Genomic DNA, 17170 nt, shown 5'->3' with positions numbered 1-17170 from the left:
GGGGGACTCTGTCCCCCAGGATCGGAGGGGATCAGGAGATCCCCACTCCATGGATCAAACGCTCCACACTCCGCTGCGTCGCACCTTGATGCGCTTGCAGCGCTCGTTGGCCAGCTTGTCCCATCTGGATCGCCTTGGCTGAGTCTTGAAGCAAGGCGAGGCAGGCGGTGCCGAGTTCGTCGAAGTTCCCGACCTGCTGCGCGCCTTTCTTTTTGAGCAGCAGTTCGACGAGCGGTGTGAAGTTCTCCATATGCGGGCCGAAGAGAACGGGTTTCTCCGCCAGCGCGGCCTCGGCAGGGTTTTGACCGCCTTCGGCGAGGAAACTTTTGCCGACGACGACGAGCGTGGCGAGGTGCTGCCATGCGGCCAGCTCGCCGGTGGTGTCGATGATGAAGACGGATGCGTTGGGATCGACGCGTGAGGCGGGAATGCTGCGCAGGGCAGTGGAGAGGCCGATGGTTTTGAGCGCGGCGGTGATCTCAGCGCGGCGCTCGACATGACGCGGCACGATGAGCAACGCGAGGTCGCGGATTTGTTCGCGCAGGCGTTGGAAAACGCGCGCGAACTCGATTTCCTCGCCTGCATGCGTGCTGGCGGCGAGGAGGATGGGCTGTGATGTCGAAATGCCGGTTTGCGTGAGCACATTGCGCAGTTCCTCGATCTTCGCAGGTGCGACGCTCGCACCTTCGGGATCGTATTTGATGCTGCCGGTGAGATGAATGCGCTCGCGAGCGACACCCAGACCTTCCCAGCGGGCGATGTCGTCCTCCTCCTGCACGAGCACCTGCTTGAGCATGCGGAAGATCGGACCGGTCAGCCATTGGAACTTCCGATAGCGACGCTCGCTGCGCGGTGACAGTCGAGCGTTGACGAGCGACACTGGAATGCCAAGGCGCCCGGCGGAGTTCGTCAGATTCGGCCACACTTCGGCTTCCACGAGCACCAGTTGCGTCGGCTGAATCCGCTCCAGCATGAGACGGCCGACGCCGGGAAGATCCACGGGGCTGAAGATGGCGACGAGGCGGCCCGCGTGTTGTGCCGCCAGTTCAGCGGCGAGCGCATGACCCGTGGGCGTGGTGGTGCTGAGGACGATGCCGAGATCTGGCTGCGTTTTGAGCAGACGCGTGATGAGTTTTTTCGCGACGTTGACTTCGCCGACGCTGACGGCGTGCACCCAGAGGCGTTCGCGCTGCGGCAGGGCGTTGATGGCTTTCTGCGTCGTCTCATCAAAACAACCGACTCGTTGTGCCAGATCACGCCAGCGGCCGTTGCGACGGCGCATCTTGATGATCGCGCCCGGAAGCATGAACACGAGACCAAAGGGCAGCAGCAGGTTGTAGAGGGTGAGGCTAAGCGCTTTCGATGCCATGCGTGGGTTGATGCAGCCAGACGATGCGGGTGGAGCCATAGGTGCGGTCGGTCAGCACCTGCCAGCCGGGCCAGCTTGCGGTTTGTCGTTTGGAAAAGAGGCTTTCGAGAATGAGATGGCCTTTGTCAGTGAGGAGCGATGGCAGCGCCTCCTGGGTGAGCAGTTTGGCCGTGAGGTCTTCATCATCGGCACGATGCGCATAAGGCGGATCGGCGAAGATGAGGTCAAAACGGCGGCCTTCATCGCGCAGCTGGGGCAAAATGCGGAACACATCGCCCTGGCGCACCGTTCCGCCGCTGAGGCGGGTTTTGGTCATGTTGCGACGGATGACTTCGCAGGCGTTGCGGTTCTCATCGACCATTACCACCGATTTCGCCCCGCGGCTGAGGCATTCGAGACCGAATGCGCCCGTTCCGGCGAACAGATCCAGCACCTTCGCGTCGATCACGAGCTCACCGATCATCGAAAACACCGCCTGCCGCACACGATCCTGCGTGGGCCGCGTGACGGTCTTGGGAACTTCGAGCGGGATGCCGCCTGCTGTGCCGGAAATGATGCGCACGCGCTGTCTTTAGCGGTGAGGGAAGGGGATGCAAGGCGTGAAGCTAGCGGAGCCATGTCAGGAGTTTGCCTGCCCATGTGGAAGCATCGACGTGGTTTAAAATCAGGCCGACGGCAGTTCCCGTGGCTAAAACGAGATAGCTCAGTGAACGAAGAGTGGCAGGCAGGTGTGGTCCCAGCGTTTCCATGTAGCGTCGGTGCTGCTCAGGAGTCCAGGGGCGACGTTTTGTTTTCATCGCCGCATCAACTATACACCCTCGATGAAACGGCAAGGATATTGAGCGGGAAAATCCGGGTGCTTAACTGCAATGTGGTTACTTCCCATTCTTGAAGGCATACAGGACGCCGTCGTCCGCGCCGATGAGGATGTGGTCACCGGCGATGGCGGGGTTTGTTTTGACGGGGGCACCGATTTCGTTGTGCCAGACTTCTTTGCCGGTGGCGAGGTCGAGGGCGTAAACGTAGCCGTCGTCGCAGCCAAAGAGGGCGGTTTTGCCGGCGCAGATGACGGCGCTGCTGTCGATGCGGTCGCGGGCGCGGAATTCCCAGAGCTGCTTGCCGGTGACGCGGTCGATGGCGTGGAAACGCTTGTCTCTGCCGCCGACATAGACGGCTTTTTCCCAGATGGCGGGGGCGGCGTAGTATTCGAATTCGCGTTCGCCGTATTCCCAGACCTGCATGCCGTCGGCGATGCTGTAGGCACCGACGCGGTTGCCGTAGTGGCTGACGTAGATGACGCCGTCGGCGATGGCGACGTTGTTGCCGATGTAGGCGCCGACTTCGATCTGCTTCTCCTCTTTGCCGGTTTTCACGTCGTGCACATGCAGGACGCTGTCGCAGCCGCCGAAGACGACCTTGCCTTCGCCGATGGCAGCGCCGCCGTTGACGTAGTAGCCGGTTTCGGCGGCCCAGTCCTGTTTGCCGGTCTTGGCGTCGAGGCAATAGACCTTGTAGTCGTAGGAGCCGATGATGATCTTCTGCGCTTTCGTGTCGGGATCGGTCCAGGCGTTGGCGGCGGCGTGGATCTCGGCCTCGGTTTCGAACTTCCACGCTTCTTTGCCGGTGTCGGCGTTCCAGGCATAGACGAAGCCGTCCTGGCAGCCTGCGACGACGAGATCGCCCGCGAAGGCGGCGGCACCGTCGAAGGCTCCTTTGGCGGAGTTTTTCCAGAGTTCCTTCCCGGTGGCGAGTTCGAGGCAGAAGAAGTGGCCGTCCTTGCAGCCGACATAGACTTTGCCGGCACGCACGACGGCGCTGGAGACGAGCATCTCGGCCTGGCCCTTCGGTTTGTCCATGAGCTTGAACTGCCAGGCGAGATCGAGCGGGAATTTGAGCTCCACAGGCGAGGTGCCGGTCATGGCGGCATTGCCGCGTGAGTCGGGCCAGTCGGTGTTCTGGGCGTGCAGGCGGAGAGTGAGTGCGAGGAGCAGGAAAATCGTGGAGCGCATGAGTTTGAACTGTGAAACTGGTCTGAGCTGGGCTTTGTTGCAAACAAGCCGATGTCTGATCACGATCTCCAGCAGCCGCCGCCGATCCCGCCTGAACTGGGATGCGAGTACGAGGAGCGTCCGTTCCAAAACTGCACGCGCTGTGGCGAATCGCTGCCGGATTTTCCAGGCGGATTTCAGATCTCGAAGGCCTACAAGCGTGGCGAGTGCGTGATGGAGTATGCGCTGTGCGACCACTGCCGCACGAAGATGATGGAGGAGTTTTCCCAGGAGTCGAAACAGCGTCTGGCGCAGTTCCAGAATGACGAGGTCACCCTGGATCGCGGGCTGGAATCCTGCGCGGTGTGCGATGCGCGGCGGGATGCGCCCGGGATGGATGATTTTGTGATCACAGGCGTGTGCGAGGGCATCTCCCTGCTGCACAGTGTGATGATCTGCGGGAACTGTGGCGACACGGTGCAGGGCATGATCTCGCAGAAGACGCGGGACACTTGGCGGCGCTTTGTGGACGACAATTTTCCGGGTCCGCCGCCGGTGGATTCGCTGCCGGAGCCGGATGAGAGGTTCAGGCGGACGCCGGTGCCGGTGCTTTCGAAGATCGGGTAGGAATGACGATGGTGCATTGCGAGGTTTGGGCGTTGGGCCTTCATTCGGTATTTTCTGCTCTGCTTGGCATCGGGAGTTGAATCGTCCCGGTCGTTCGTTATCACAGTCCGTCCATGGAACTCATCAACAATGCTCCCAATGTGCCCGCTGCGGTCGGACCTTATTCGCAAGCTGTGAAGCAGGGCGGTTTTCTGTTTTGCTCCGGCCAGATTCCGATCGATCCGGCGGCGGGGAAGATTGAGGCGACTGACGTGGAAGGGCAGGCGACGCAGGTGCTGGCGAACATTCGTGCGCTGCTGGAGTCGCAGGGGCGGAAGATGAGCGATGTGGTGAAGGCGACGGTCTTCCTGACCTCGATGGCGGATTTTCCGAAGGTGAATCCGCTCTACGACGCGGCGTTTGAGGGCCACAAACCGGCGCGTTCGACCGTGGCGGTGGCTGGATTGCCGCTGGGGGCGCTGGTGGAGATCGAAGTGATCGTGGCGCTCGACTGAGCACCTTACAGCGCACGTTGCAGGAAGGTTTTTTCCTCCGGCAGCAGCAGCACGGGCGGGACGCGTTCGATCAATCGGAAAACGCGGCCTGCATCGCCCTTGGAAAGCTTCAGCAAGGCGGCGTACACGGTGCGCTGGCCGGGCGGGAGGTTTTCAGGCCGGGTGATTTTGGGCATGGCCGCGAGCATGTCGTCAGCGTGGCCCTGGCGATAGGCGGCGAGGGCATGGAGCAGATGGATGAAATCGGTGCGCTCCGCCGGGCCGGTGAGAGCCAGCTTCTGCAGGCGCTGCGCGGCCAGCTCGATCTCACTGCCGATGACCATCTGGAGGTAAAGCTGCTGCAATTGGAAGGCAGCGCTGTCCGGCTGAAACTCCAGCATGGCCGTGCAGGCCTGAAGCATGGCCGCGCCATCGTGCTGGAATTCGGCCAGTTCATAAAGTTTGGGCAGCAGCGAGGGCCGGAGCCGCGAGTGGCGGGTGACGACCGCCTGGTAGCAGCGCTGCGCCAGGTCCCAAAGATGAAGGCTTTCCGCGAGGCCGCCTGCTTCGAGGGCTTCTTCCGCGTTTTCTCCGCGTCCGGAGTCCTCCAGCACCTGTGAGAGACTTTGACGGGCCTGGGAGGCATCGCCTCCATCCAGGTGCCACCGTGCCTCGGCCCGCCACAGACGGATTTTCTGCACGGGGAAGGCGGCATCGATTTTTCCCGGTTTGAGAAGGCGGTCCAGCTCGTCCCAGCGTTTTTCGCCACGCAGGGCGGTGACGTAGCCCGGAAGCAGTCCGGTGTGGCGGGCAGCGGTCGCCGCAGGGACGAGACGGAGGAGGCGTGCGTGTTCGCGCTCGGCGGCCAGCCAGTTCACCAGGGGCTCCGCCTCTGCGGGGGAACGATGTGCCCAACGAGTGAGTTCCTGCTGGAGAATGTCGGTGCGCAGGTGAGGGCTGACGCGCATCTGGGCGGAGAGCACGTTCAGCCGGCCGGGAATTTTCTTTTCTGCCTGGTCCGGGTGCGAATCGATGAGCTTGAGGAGTTCGCCCGCTTGCGGTGCGGTGAGGTCCTTCGTGCCGGCGATGAGATCGATGGCAGGGAGCGCCAGATCACCCGTTTCACGGGCCGCCTTCCAGAGGCGTGCGCGGATGTCATCGCGCCGGGCCGGATCTGCACTGGTCAGATCAATCGCGGCCAGACGGAGAAGGATCACAGGATCACGCTCCAGGTCCGCCAGCATGGCGGCCCGACGGACTTCCATGGCATCATCCTTTTTTCCTTCCGCAGCGAGGAGTGATGCCTGCAAACGGAGAGCCTCAGGCCGGCTGCGATCTGCCGCTGGCAAGGCCTCATAAATCGCGCGTCCTTCACCTGACTGGCCGGAAATGACATGCAGCCGGCCCAGCAGAGCGAGATCCTCGGAGGTCGCCTCACCATTGTCCCGCAACTGGCGGACGAGCGAAATGATGGCGCGTGGATCGCCATTCGCGGCCACCATGACATCAATGCTGGCGTGGATGACGGCGGGATCATCAGGAGCCCAGCGCCGGGCAGCACGCAGAGCCGCCGCCGCCGCAGGCCAGTCCCGCTTTTGCATCGCTTCGTGGGCCGCTGGCACGTGACGGCGGCCGAGCCAGCCTTTCACGGCCGGCGCCACGTGCGGAAAAGCCAGCCAGACGCCCAGGCCGCCGCCCATCATCGCCAGGGCAAACAACAGCAGCCATCGGGCCTCCCGCCGCGTCTGTTGCGTGGCGTTGCTGGAGTCGTCTGGCGACGCGGAGGTCATCGCTTGTAGGTCAGGTCATAGCGTGCCCAGATCGAGGACACAACGGAACCCGAGGTCGGCGCGGGAGGAGTTTTTCAGAGCGTGGCTGCGGGCGGAGGTGAGCAGCGCGTCCTTGTCAAAGGCCAGCCAGCTTCCACCACGGATCACCCGTTCCTCGGGAGCACCGGGCCAGGCGTCCACGCACCATTCCGAGACGTTTCCGCCCATCTCATGCAGTCCGAGGGCGTTCGGCGTCGAGCTGTTGACCGGAGCGGTGTAGGAGTAGCTGTCCGCCGTGCCTGGGATCTTGGTGGCGTCGAGGTTCACGGCCAGAGTCGGCGGCTTCCAGTCACCGGCTTTCGGCGTCCACGGATAATGGGACTTGTCGCCGAGATGACGTGCGGCGGGATCGGCCCCCTGCTCGGACTTCAAGCCTGCGGCAGTACTCCATTCAGTGTCCCGGGGGAGACGGTAGCTGGCGTTGGCCGGAATGAGCTTGCTGGCACGGTCACGCTCCGTCAGCCAGGCGCAGAAAGCGGTGGCATCCTCCCAGGAGACACTGGCAGCCGGGTGATTTCCACCGAGCAGGAAGGACGGCCGGCTCGGCCACGACCTGCCAGTGTCCCGCAGCCAGGCCTCGAAGTCGCGCACGCTGGTCTCAGTGGCGCAGATCAGCAGCGGGCTCTTCTCGTCCAGCGGCACAAAACGCATGCCCAGGGCGTTCAGGAAGGTGCTGCCATCGGCCGCGGCCGGTTTCAGGCTGGCGGCATCGGGCAGGGCGTCGTCGCCTCCTTTGCCCTGCATCTTTTTGCGCAGTTCCTCGATGGCGGAGCTGTCCACCTTGCGGCTTTCCGCCATGGCTTTCATGCGTTCCTCCACCGCCTGTTTGTCGGCGGCGGCCGTGGCGGCCAGCAGGCTGGCGGTGCGGCGCTTGTCATCAAACACACAGCGGAAGCCGGTGGTCGGCGCACGTAGATCGACCGGCACGACGTATTGGTAGGCGGACGTGAGGCATTCCGCGCGGAAGTAGGCCCAGGAGCCGCCACGCAGGATGCCCGTCGGCTGGGCGCGGATCTCCGCCGGCTGTGTCCACTCCCAGACATTGCCAGCGAGGTCGAACAGGCCTTCTTTCGACGGGCTGAAACTGCCCACGGGCGAGGTGTAGGGATAACCATCTTTGTAACCTGGAATCTCGCCATCGGCGAAGTTGCCCGCCTTGTCAGGCGGCGGCCATTCCTGGCCCCACGGATAGATGCGGTCATCCTGCAGGTGCTCCTCGGCCGTGAGGCCCAGTTTTTTTCGTCCGCGGGCCAGTCCGACGGCGGCGTCCCACTCGTCCGGCGTGGGCAGGCGATAGGCCTGGGAGCTGTCGATCACTTGCTTCGCGCGCTCGGTTTCGGTCAGCCAGTTGCAGAAGGCCACGGCGTCCTGGAGATTCACGCCCACGACGGGATGCTCGGGCGTCTGCTGGAAGTGCGTCTGGTAGGACCAGGGGTGCTTCCGCTGGCGCAAAAACTCGGTCCACTCGGACAGCCGTGTCTCCCAGATCGCAAACATCACCGTGGTGCCCGGAACGCTGACAAAACGTGTGCCGAGGCTGCTGGTGTGGGGCGGGACCGGAGCGGCGTCGCCGGCGGGGGCGATCACCTGCGCCCGGACGGCTGAAGCGGCGGCCAGCGTGAGAACCAGGACACCCAAACCTGACATGAAGGATTGCATGGCGGATTTGCTACATGGAATGCGGGGGGAGTTCATCTAAAAAAAGCGTTGGAGCAGGTCTGACCGGCAATGTGTTCCGGCGAAGTTTGACAGGCCAGCCCGGGATCGTGTCAAAGAGTTAACGCACCCGGTGACTTTATGCTTTGCGCTGTAAATGAGCATGGTACAGTCGCGCTCTTTTTCTTGAAAATGCCGCTCCAGCCCCGGCATCCACTCCCGGCCGCACGTGGATGCGACCGATGGCGGCAGCTTGTCCGGCAGGCAGATGTGAAGCCTTCTGGCTCTGGATTCCGGTTCCAGGCGGGTTGGTTTTTGGCATCTAACACACTGTGAAAGGCATCATCCTTGCAGGCGGAGCAGGTTCCCGCCTTTACCCGCTGACGCAGGTTGCCTCGAAGCAGCTTCAGCCGGTGTATGACAAGCCGATGGTGTATTATCCGCTCACGGTGCTCATCGCCTCGGGCATTCGCGAGTTCTGCCTCATCTCGACTCCGCAGGACATCCCGCGCTTTCAGCAGCTTCTCGGCGATGGAAAACGCTGGGGCATCTCCATCGAGTATCGCGAGCAGGCCAGGCCCGAAGGCATCGCGCAGGCTTTTTTGATCGCCGAAAGCTTCATCGGCAGTGATCCCGTCACCTTGATCCTCGGCGACAACCTCTTTTTTGGTGGCGACGCCTTCCCACGCGCCGTTGCCGATTTCAAATCGGGCGCGACCATCTTCGCTTACCATGTGAACGACCCCGAGCGCTATGGGGTGGTCGAGTTTGATGCGGAGGGACACGTGATGTCGTTGGAGGAAAAGCCAAAGGTGCCGCGCGGCAACTACGCCGTGCCCGGTGTGTATCTCTACGACAACGACGTTGTCGCCATCGCCCGCGAGTTGAAGCCGTCGGATCGTGGCGAGCTGGAAATCACCGACGTGAACAAGGAATACCTCCGTCGCGGCACCTTGCGCGTGCAGCGCCTCAGTCGTGGCACTGCGTGGCTCGATGCCGGGACCAGTTCCAGTCTTCACGAGGCCTCCGCCTATGTTCAGACGATTGAGAAACGCCAGGGCGTGAAGCTTGGGTGTCCGGAGGAGGCTGCGTTGCATCGCAAGTTTCTCAGCCGGGACCAGTTTGAGAGCGTGGTCAGCGCCATGCCGGAATGTGAATACAGCAGCTATCTCAGAAGTGTGATCGAACAATCGCACTGGCTGCCACAAGGGCGGCCGGAATGATTGCGGTTCTCGGTGGAAACGGGCATGTCAGCAGCGCATTTGCGGCCGAACTGGAGCGCCGGGGACTTGCATTTCGGGTTCTTTCCCGGTCGGAGCTGGACTACACCTCGTTCGCCGCGCTCACCCGTTTTCTCCGCCGCGAAAAGCCCCGGTTTTTGATCAATGCGGCCGGTTACACCGGCAAACCCAACGTCGATGCTTGTGAGACAAAACGCGCTGATGTGCTGTTGGCCAACGTGGTGTTTCCGCAGGTCGTCGCGAATGCCTGCGAGACCGCCGGAGTGCCCTGGGCGCATGTTTCGTCCGGTTGTGTGTACTCAGGCGGCCGCATCTTGGAGGACGGCTGCTTCCGTGTGGAAAAGAACCTCGCTCTTCCGCACCTGCGCTGTCTTGTGGACGAGCGGCCTGAGTGCGTGGCTGGTTACCGGGAGGAAGATGTGCCGAACTTCAGTTTCAGGGAGCCTCCGTGCAGCTTTTACAGCGGCACCAAGGCGCTTGCGGAGGAAAGCCTCGCTGGCGCTCCCGGCGTGTACGTCTGGCGCCTGCGCATGCCGTTCGACGAAGTGCCGGGACCTGCCAATTACCTTTCCAAACTGCTGCGCTACGAGCGGGTTTACGACAACGTCAACTCGCTCTCCCACCGGGGCGACTTCGTGCGTGCTTGCATTGACTTGTGGGAGCGGCAGGCCGCGCCAGGCATCTACAACATCACCAATCCTGGATTTGTCACCACCCGTCAGGTCATCGCCTGCATGCAGCGGGTCTGGAAGCTTTCGCGGCCGTTCGCTTTTTGGGAAGGTGACGAGGAGTTCTACCGCCATGCCGCCGTGGCTTTGCGGTCCAATTGCGTCCTGGACTCCTCGAAGCTGCTCGCCGCCGGCGTGCGCATGCGACCGGTGATGGATGCGGTGGAAGATGCCCTCGACCGTTGGACCACCGGACGCCCGGACCTTTGACTGAAATGAATCTTCTCATCACCGGAGGCGCGGGCTTCATCGGCTCCAACCTTGTTCGCCAAGTCATTGACAAGGGCGGCATCGCGAAACTGGTCAATCTCGACTGCCTCACGTATGCCGGCCGGCTTGAGAACCTCGATGGCATTCACGGTATTCATCCTCGTTACGTGTTCGAAAAGGTCGATCTGCGGGACAAGGGCGAGGTCATCCGGGTTGTCCGTGAACACGACATCACTCATGTCATGCACCTGGCGGCGGAATCGCATGTTGATCGCAGCATCTCCGGTCCGGCGGATTTCATCACCACAAACATCAACGGCACCTTCCACCTGCTCGAAGCCTGCCGCGCTCACTGGTTGGATTCGTCATTCGACATTCGTCATTCGACATTGAAGCCCCGCTTTCACCACGTCAGCACGGATGAGGTTTTCGGCTCGCTCGGCGAAACCGGCTTCTTCACCGAAACCACGCCCTACGCGCCCAATTCACCTTACTCCGCCTCCAAGGCCTCCAGCGACCTGCTGGTGCGTGCCTACCACCACACCTACGGTCTGGCGGCGGTCATCACGAATTGCTCGAACAACTACGGGCCGCGTCAGTTCCCGGAAAAACTCATTCCGGTCGTCATCCAGAGCATTCTCGCCCGCAAACCGGTTCCTGTTTACGGCGATGGCATGAACGTGCGTGACTGGCTTCATGTGGGCGACCACTGCGAGGCTCTGTGGACGGTGCTGACCACCGGGAAAGACGGTGAGACCTACAACATCGGTGGCTGCAACGAAAAGGCCAACCTCGACCTCGTGCAGCAGATTTGCGACCTCATTGATGAGTTGAAGCCGGAACTGGGAGGCGATTCCCGCAACCTCATCACCTTCGTCACCGATCGCCCCGGGCACGACCGCCGCTATGCCATCGATGCATCCAAAATTGACCGTGAGCTGGGCTGGAAACCAGCTCACAGCTTTGAGTCTGGCATTCGCGAGACAGTGACGTGGTATCTGACACAGACCTTGTGAGGGCAATCGCCTCGAAGAAGAAAAACATGATCCCTGCGAAACTAGTCAACGGTCTCCGGTTGCTTTATCATCTCTTCCGTGACTACAGGCATGCGCCCCGGTGGCTGTCTGACCGGCTGGTGCGGAAAGACATGCTCGACCGGCGGATTCCGTGGCTGACCTGGGGGGCTGTGGATCATCTGGGAAAGGTCGTGCGTCCCGGCATGCGCGTGCTCGAGTGGGGCGGCGGCGGCTCCACGTTGTATTTCCTCGATCGGGGCTGCCGTGTGACCACGATCGAAACCGATTCCGGCTGGGCAGAGGGCCTGAGGTCTCGCTCCAAGTCCAGCGGAACCTCCGGACAGCTCGAATTGCGGCTGATGGCTCACCCGTCCGCAGGCGAGGCAGCGGCTACGGCCTACCTCCAGGCGGTCGAAGATCCTGCCTGCTGGGATTTGGTGCTCGTCGATGGCCCGGGAGAAATCTCCCGCGTTGAGTGCATCCGACGTGCCATGCCTTTCGTGAATGCCGGTGGGTTCATTGTGCTGGACAATGCCGACTGGCCCGCCTTTGCCGACGCACCCAAGCTCCTGGCGGGCTGGGACCGGAAAGTGTTCAGCGGATTGATCCCCTGCGCCCGGGGCACGGGCCAAACGGATGTGTATTGGAAGCCGCATTCCGCCTGCACATCCGGTTAAGCATAGCCAATTTGGTATATTTTCCTGGTAATTATCTTTTGCCACGAAACAGCCCAAACGGTTTTCTGAGGCACTAGTGAGCGCTTCCAGATAGATGTCTGCCACTCGTAGCATTTTCTTCGGCGCAACCGCCAGTTGGTTTAGTCGTGGCGTAACGATCCTTCTTGGACTCGTTCTGCTGCCTGTGCTCTTTCGCACACTTCCCAAGGAGGAACTGGGTGTGTGGTTGCTGCTCGGACAAACTTGGGCTTCATTCGGCATTCTCGACCTCGGCTTTGGGGTGACGTTGACGCGTCATATCGCATTTGCCAAAGGCAAAAGCGGTTCCGATCCGAACACACGCCTCACCGCTAGTACTCTGCAGGAGATCGCCGACCTGCTATCCACTGGCTGTCGAATCTATCGCGTGCTTTCCGTCGTCTCGCTGCTCCTGGCCTTCACCTTGGGAGCTTTCTACCTGCGCACCCTCACGCTCATTGATGTGCCCGCCGTCTCCGTCTGGAGCGCCTGGACGATCCTGTGCGTTAGTTTTGCCTTAAATATCTGGGCAACCCCCTGGACGTGTCTACTGCAAGGTGTTGGCTACGTCGGCTGGGATGCCCTGCTAAACTCGTTTGTCAACGCCCTTACCCTCGTCGGTCAAATCATCGCCGCCCTCCTCGGAGGCGGGCTCGTCAGTCTGGCCATTATCGCCGTGGCGGGCGCGTTGGCACAACGCTTTGTCTTTTTTGCGTTCGCCCGCCGTAATCGGCCGGAGCTATTCCATCTCAAGGGCACGTGGCAGGCAGACGCTTTTCGTCACATGTGCCCCCTCGCCCTGCGTGCATGGGTGACGGCAGTGGGTGGATCTTTGATTCTCTACACAGATCAGTTTGTGATCGCTTCACTTGAGGGCGCAGCAGAACTTCCTTCCTACCGGGCAGCGTGGGTGTTAGTTCACAACCTTACCATTGTGGCAATCACTTTTGGTGCCGCCTCGAGCGTGTTTGTGAGTCACCTTTGGCAGGAGCAGAAGTTTGCACAAGTGCATCGCTTGCTCCTGCGTAACATTAGGCTTGGTTGGCTGGTAATGCTAGGAAGTTCAACGGTCTTGTGCTTTGCCGGCAAATCGTTGTTTGACATATGGCTGGGGCCGGGACATTTCGTCGGCTTGCCTCTGCTCATCGCTTTTCTGATCACTGAGACGCTTGAAACTCAGTGCTATATCATCGCCTGCGCCACCAGGGCAACCGGTGATGAGGCCTTCCCGTTCTCTTCTCTTGCTGCAGGTCTGGTGAAGATCGTCCTGTCTGTCAACCTCGCTGCGCGGTTTGGCCTCTTGGGCGTAGCGTTTGGCACTCTGTTCGCCTTGCTCGTCACCAACCATTGGTATGTGCCATGGCGGGGACTCACTCGGCTGCGCTTTTCAAAGTCCCAATTCCTGCGGGACGCGGTTCTTCCCTGTGTCGCCTTCACTACGCCAGCTGCACTTCTTGTCGCCCTCTTTCAGAATCAAGTCGGCGAAGGAATGCCAAGGGTTCAGTTGGCGATTACGGTCCTAATCACAGCATTGTGTTTTGTCATGGGACTTTGGTGGCTGGTATTGGAGCGGTCTCATAGGGAACGTTTCTGGCAATGGTGCCGACGTACGCCTGTTGAAACATGATCACCCTAAGTCAACTGCGTCGCATCCGTGGTCACGCCCTTTGGATCACCCCACTAGATGCCCAGTCCGTAATCGTGGACGCCGGCGCACATGCCGGACAGTTTAGCCAAATCGTCCACGATATGTGTGGGGGACGCTGCGTATTAATTGAGGCTAACCCAGTTCTGGCCGGGCGCTTGGCGGCACCACCTGGCGGTGAAGTGGTCCACGCAGCCCTCGGGGCTGTAGATGGTGAGGCATCCTTCGTGTTTCGAGAGAATCCCGAGGGGGGGAGCATAAACAGTCGGTCATTTGATGTGCATTATCCTACCACTCCTGTTGAGGTGATTTCGCTCGGCACCTTGCGTCGCCGTTTCAATTTGAACCGGATTGATGTATTGAAACTTGACGTTGAAGGTGCCGAGTTTGCGCTGCTGGATCAGACGCCAGACCATATCTTGTCTGACATTCGCCAAGTCACCGTTGAGTTCCACGATTTTGTTCCCGAATTCCAAGGGCAACGTTTCTATGAACTTGCCCGCGCCCGCCTCGAATCCCTGGGCTTCATTTGCGCCAATTTCGCTTTCCGAACCCACGGCGACGTTCTGTTTGTAAATTCCCGACACCTTCATTTGACGTTCCTAGATCGATTTTTCGTGCAGCACATTGCTAAGTGGTTGGTAAAACTTCGTTCTGCTTAATCGCATAAGGCAATCCGTGTAAGGGAGACAAAATTTGGCTTTATAACAGGGATCCTGCCGTGTGCAGAGCCTTATCATTATGGCAGACACGCACGCAAAAGATTGCCGCGTCCTCGTGGTCCAGAACGGCGCGCGCCACAATTATGCGGTTCCGCAAGCTTTGGCTGGTGCAGGGATGCTTGCAGGTTTTTACACAGACGCGTGCGGGAATGAGGGCCTGGGGAGGTGCCTCTCTTGGCTCTCAAGTTTGGGCTCCAAAGCGCGGTTGCTGAAAAATAGAAGCGTTCCTCAGTCGGTCCTTCCCTTCACACACTCTTTTCCCTTGGCGACCGCCACGGATCACCTGCTCAATTCGGGCACGACCTTCACACCACAGTCACGCACTCTGGGACTGGCGATGACGCTGGCGGGTGACTGTGGCGCCAACATGATTTACTCCTCCCTGGGCTGGTCCACCCACTTCCTGGCAAGGGCCAAGTCACGGGGGCTCACCGTGGTCACGGAGTTTTATGTGCGTCCATCGCTCTGGCGGGTGCATCAGGAGGAGTACCTCCAGTTCCCGGAATGGGAGGAGGTCATGCCCTACGCGAATGTCGAGGAATCGACGGAGGAGGGGCTTGCTTTAAGAGACTACTCCGACCATTTGCTTGTTCCTGCTCAGGGGGTCAAAAATGACATTGTCAACGAAGGGCTCTTCGATGCCAGCCGTATCCACATCGTTCCTTATGGGATCGGGCAGGAGTTCTTCGATATCGAAAACCGACCGGTGCCTGGCCGGGTGCTGTTCGTCGGGAGTTGCACGCTCGTCAAAGGCATCCACTGCCTGGCGCTGGCTTCAGAGATTGTAGCCAAACTCCCGGGCAGCGTTTCCCCTGAATTTATTGCCGCAGGTGAGGTGACGGAACGCGTCCGGCAGCATCCTGCCTGTTCTCAGGTGAAGTTCCTGGGCCGGGTGCCGCGGATGGAGGTCAACCGCCTGTATGCGGATGCAGATGTCCTCGTCTTCCCCACTCTTTCCGACGCGTTTGGCATGGTCATGCTGGAGGCGATGGCGGCTGGCATCCCGGTCATTTGCTCCCCCTACTGCGGTGAGGTGGTGGAGCATGGCGTGAGCGGCCTGGTGGTCTATCCAAGTGACTCGGAGCGACTGGCGGACGCGATTCACACGATCATCAATGACCGGCCGCTGAGGACCCAGATGTCGGAAGCGGCAAAAGTTCGCGCACATCAATTCACCACCGAAGCAAATGCCCGGCTGCTCACCTCCACCTTGCGGGACATCCACAAGAGCGGCCAGCCAGCAGCTTCAGCCAAGGTCTGAACTCAAAATGGAAACTGACATGGTCACGAGCTTTCAATACAAGGACTTCGGCTACAAGGACGCGACAGGCTCGCACATGTTCCGGCACCTGATGCCGAAGGTTCTGGAGTTGGCCGCTCCCATCCCACCCGGCACGCGTGTGCTGGACGTTGGTTGCGGAAACGGGGCTATCTGCGGCGAAATGTTGCGTCGGGGCTGCCAGGTGGTCGGCATTGATCTCAGCGTGGAAGGCATTGCTCAAGCCCGCAGAGCGCATCCGCAGGGACGTTTCGAACTCATGGAGGCCGATGACCGGATTCTCGAACGCCTCGATGAGGCCCCCTTCGATCTGGTCATCAGCACTGAGGTTGTGGAGCACGTCTATGCTCCGCGATCCTGGGCGAAAGGCTGCTGGAGCGCCCTGAAGCCGGGCGGGCATCTGATCTGTTCGACGCCCTACCACGGTTATCTGAAGAATCTGTCACTTTCCTTGCTGGGGAAATGGGACTTTCATGCGAACCCGTTGTGGGATGGTGGACACATCAAGCTTTGGAGTAGGAAAACTTTGACGCAACTCTTGATTGAAACAGGTTTTCAGGACATCTCGTTTCGAGGTGCCGGTCGTATTCCATGGCTGTGGATGACGATGGTCCTGAAAGCGACACGGAGTGCCTCCCTTGGTGAGTAATAATCTTAGTTGGCCCTAAAATCCTCAAAAACTCTAATGACCGTCTCCGTGATGATCACTTCCCGCGATCGAGTCGCTGACTTGCGGCGGACGCTAGAGCGGCTTGGACGGCTGGAACCGGCTGCCGACGAGATCCTCGTGACAGCGGACGGTTGCACCGACGGTACCGCGCAGATGGTCCGCCAGGAATTCCCTCATTGTCGGCTCTGGGTGATTGATCCCGGCGAGGGCTCCATCCCCGCCCGTGACCACATGCTGCGTCAGGCAAAAGGCGAGCTTGTGCTGAGTCTGGATGACGACAGCTACCCGTTGGACGATGACTTTGTAGAACGGCTGCGGGAAGTTTTCGCCCGGCATCCGGAAGTAGCAGTAATGACCTTCCCAGAACTTCGGGACGGCGGTGTCTATCTCCCGGCCAACAAATCGAATCAGTCACCGGGGCACTACGTGTCTGCCTATCCGAACGGAGCGGCTGCCATGCGGCGGGACGACTATTTGAAAGCCCCTGGGTTTCCGGCCTTCTTTGTGCATGCCTACGAGGAGCCTGACTACGCCTTGCAAGCCTACAGCCAAGGTAGTGCCGTCTGGTTCGAGCCGAGCTTGGTGATTCGACATCATTTCTCACCAACGAACCGTAACAGCCTGCGCACGCATCATCTCAATGCGCGCAACGAGCTGTGGAGCGTTTGGATGCGCTGCCCCTGGCCTTGGTTGCCCTTAGTCTCGCTGTTCCGGCTCTACAGACAATTTTGCCACGCCTGCCGGGAAGGCGTCTCCTGGGTGTTCCTTGAACCGCAATGGTGGTGGGGCGCGCTCAAAGGGGCGTCCACCTCATGGAAGGCACGAGCCCCCATTTCATGGCGCATCTATCTTGCTTGGATGCGTCTGGCGCGCCATCCTTTGTTCGGCCCGGAAGAGCTGGACAAAGTCTTCGGTCCGAGGTCTCACGACACCGAGGCGGCTTCGTCATCTTTGATCAAGGACTCCTGCAAAGTGTCAAAGTGAGGTGATGCGCTGCTGCTGCTTGTTCATGTTTCTTCGTT

At 60.5% G+C, this 17170-nt stretch carries 16 protein-coding genes; 11 read left to right on the top strand and 5 right to left on the bottom strand.

Annotated elements, in window-relative coordinates; all coding sequences use genetic code 11:
- Positions 1-31: 31 nt before the first annotated feature.
- From IAE77_RS25795 to IAE77_RS25785, 3 genes are all read right to left on the bottom strand, one after another.
- Entirely contained in the window at positions 32-1369 is a 1338-nt protein-coding gene (locus IAE77_RS25795) for a 3-deoxy-D-manno-octulosonic acid transferase (RefSeq protein WP_294232964.1), read from the bottom strand.
- Positions 1350-1931 (bottom strand): 16S rRNA (guanine(966)-N(2))-methyltransferase RsmD, encoded by a 582-nt coding sequence (rsmD, locus tag IAE77_RS25790; RefSeq protein WP_294232961.1) that lies wholly within the window; start codon positions 1929-1931, stop codon positions 1350-1352. The genes IAE77_RS25795 and rsmD overlap by 20 nt, the downstream gene beginning before the upstream one ends.
- Positions 1932-2244: 313 nt before the next feature.
- Positions 2245-3378, bottom strand: a complete 1134-nt coding sequence (locus IAE77_RS25785; RefSeq protein ID WP_294232958.1) for a PQQ-binding-like beta-propeller repeat protein — start codon at positions 3376-3378, stop codon at positions 2245-2247.
- 51 nt (positions 3379-3429) lie between these two features.
- On the opposite strand from IAE77_RS25785, the gene IAE77_RS25780 reads away from it, so the two are divergent.
- Entirely contained in the window at positions 3430-3984 is a 555-nt protein-coding gene (locus tag IAE77_RS25780) for a hypothetical protein (RefSeq protein ID WP_294232956.1), read from the top strand.
- A gap of 113 nt (positions 3985-4097) precedes the next feature.
- Positions 4098-4478 carry a Rid family detoxifying hydrolase gene (locus tag IAE77_RS25775; protein ID WP_294232953.1) on the top strand — a complete coding sequence of 127 codons (381 nt, stop codon included), beginning with the start codon at positions 4098-4100 and terminating at the stop codon, positions 4476-4478.
- A 5-nt stretch (positions 4479-4483) separates the two neighbouring features.
- Here the strand turns inward: IAE77_RS25775 and IAE77_RS25770 are convergent, their stop codons facing one another.
- Entirely contained in the window at positions 4484-6247 is a 1764-nt protein-coding gene (locus IAE77_RS25770) for a hypothetical protein (protein WP_294232950.1), read from the bottom strand.
- Between the two features lie 15 nt (positions 6248-6262).
- Positions 6263-7945 (bottom strand): SUMF1/EgtB/PvdO family nonheme iron enzyme, encoded by a 1683-nt coding sequence (locus tag IAE77_RS25765; protein ID WP_294232947.1) that lies wholly within the window; start codon positions 7943-7945, stop codon positions 6263-6265.
- A gap of 329 nt (positions 7946-8274) precedes the next feature.
- On the opposite strand from IAE77_RS25765, the gene rfbA reads away from it, so the two are divergent.
- The 9 genes from rfbA (at position 8275) to IAE77_RS25720 (ending at position 17132) form a co-directional block, all read left to right on the top strand.
- Positions 8275-9165, top strand: a complete 891-nt coding sequence (rfbA, locus tag IAE77_RS25760; RefSeq protein ID WP_294232945.1) for a glucose-1-phosphate thymidylyltransferase RfbA — start codon at positions 8275-8277, stop codon at positions 9163-9165.
- The gene (locus IAE77_RS25755) at positions 9162-10121 is read left to right on the top strand and encodes a sugar nucleotide-binding protein (RefSeq protein WP_294232942.1); all 960 of its coding nucleotides are present in this window, start codon (positions 9162-9164) and stop codon (positions 10119-10121) included. Before rfbA ends, IAE77_RS25755 begins: the two co-directional genes overlap by 4 nt.
- 5 nt (positions 10122-10126) lie before the next feature.
- Complete coding sequence (gene rfbB, locus IAE77_RS25750; RefSeq protein ID WP_294232939.1) at positions 10127-11137, top strand: dTDP-glucose 4,6-dehydratase; 1011 nt, start codon at positions 10127-10129, stop codon at positions 11135-11137.
- Positions 11138-11163: 26 nt separating this feature from the next.
- Positions 11164-11814 (top strand): hypothetical protein, encoded by a 651-nt coding sequence (locus IAE77_RS25745; RefSeq protein ID WP_294232935.1) that lies wholly within the window; start codon positions 11164-11166, stop codon positions 11812-11814.
- 94 nt (positions 11815-11908) lie between these two features.
- The gene (locus IAE77_RS25740; RefSeq protein WP_294232932.1) at positions 11909-13459 is read left to right on the top strand and encodes a polysaccharide biosynthesis C-terminal domain-containing protein; all 1551 of its coding nucleotides are present in this window, start codon (positions 11909-11911) and stop codon (positions 13457-13459) included.
- Positions 13456-14139 (top strand): FkbM family methyltransferase, encoded by a 684-nt coding sequence (locus IAE77_RS25735; protein ID WP_294232930.1) that lies wholly within the window; start codon positions 13456-13458, stop codon positions 14137-14139. The genes IAE77_RS25740 and IAE77_RS25735 overlap by 4 nt, the downstream gene beginning before the upstream one ends.
- 79 nt (positions 14140-14218) lie before the next feature.
- Positions 14219-15460: a glycosyltransferase family 4 protein gene (locus tag IAE77_RS25730; protein WP_294232927.1), complete on the top strand. Its 1242-nt coding sequence runs from the start codon at positions 14219-14221 to the stop codon at positions 15458-15460.
- A gap of 76 nt (positions 15461-15536) precedes the next feature.
- The gene (locus tag IAE77_RS25725) at positions 15537-16127 is read left to right on the top strand and encodes a class I SAM-dependent methyltransferase (protein ID WP_294232922.1); all 591 of its coding nucleotides are present in this window, start codon (positions 15537-15539) and stop codon (positions 16125-16127) included.
- Between the two features lie 51 nt (positions 16128-16178).
- Complete coding sequence (locus IAE77_RS25720) at positions 16179-17132, top strand: glycosyltransferase (RefSeq protein WP_294233031.1); 954 nt, start codon at positions 16179-16181, stop codon at positions 17130-17132.
- The last annotated feature ends 38 nt before the right edge of the window (positions 17133-17170 follow it).

This window comes from Prosthecobacter sp., from assembly GCF_014879935.1.
Lineage (GTDB): Bacteria > Verrucomicrobiota > Verrucomicrobiia > Verrucomicrobiales > Verrucomicrobiaceae > Prosthecobacter.
This window is presented reverse-complemented; position numbering and strand designations above follow the sequence as displayed.

Coding starts and splice junctions, on each gene's coding strand:
- IAE77_RS25745 (WP_294232935.1), top strand. CDS start 11,164: ATGATCCCTGCGAAACTAGTCAACGGTCTCCGGTTGCTTTATCATCTC.
- IAE77_RS25775 (WP_294232953.1), top strand. CDS start 4,098: ATGGAACTCATCAACAATGCTCCCAATGTGCCCGCTGCGGTCGGACCT.
- IAE77_RS25770 (WP_294232950.1), bottom strand. CDS start 6,247: ATGACCTCCGCGTCGCCAGACGACTCCAGCAACGCCACGCAACAGACG.
- IAE77_RS25780 (WP_294232956.1), top strand. CDS start 3,430: ATGTCTGATCACGATCTCCAGCAGCCGCCGCCGATCCCGCCTGAACTG.
- rfbB (WP_294232939.1), top strand. CDS start 10,127: ATGAATCTTCTCATCACCGGAGGCGCGGGCTTCATCGGCTCCAACCTT.
- IAE77_RS25740 (WP_294232932.1), top strand. CDS start 11,909: ATGTCTGCCACTCGTAGCATTTTCTTCGGCGCAACCGCCAGTTGGTTT.
- IAE77_RS25765 (WP_294232947.1), bottom strand. CDS start 7,945: ATGCAATCCTTCATGTCAGGTTTGGGTGTCCTGGTTCTCACGCTGGCC.
- IAE77_RS25755 (WP_294232942.1), top strand. CDS start 9,162: ATGATTGCGGTTCTCGGTGGAAACGGGCATGTCAGCAGCGCATTTGCG.
- IAE77_RS25795 (WP_294232964.1), bottom strand. CDS start 1,369: ATGGCATCGAAAGCGCTTAGCCTCACCCTCTACAACCTGCTGCTGCCC.
- IAE77_RS25720 (WP_294233031.1), top strand. CDS start 16,179: ATGATCACTTCCCGCGATCGAGTCGCTGACTTGCGGCGGACGCTAGAG.
- IAE77_RS25785 (WP_294232958.1), bottom strand. CDS start 3,378: ATGCGCTCCACGATTTTCCTGCTCCTCGCACTCACTCTCCGCCTGCAC.
- IAE77_RS25730 (WP_294232927.1), top strand. CDS start 14,219: ATGGCAGACACGCACGCAAAAGATTGCCGCGTCCTCGTGGTCCAGAAC.
- IAE77_RS25725 (WP_294232922.1), top strand. CDS start 15,537: ATGTTCCGGCACCTGATGCCGAAGGTTCTGGAGTTGGCCGCTCCCATC.
- IAE77_RS25735 (WP_294232930.1), top strand. CDS start 13,456: ATGATCACCCTAAGTCAACTGCGTCGCATCCGTGGTCACGCCCTTTGG.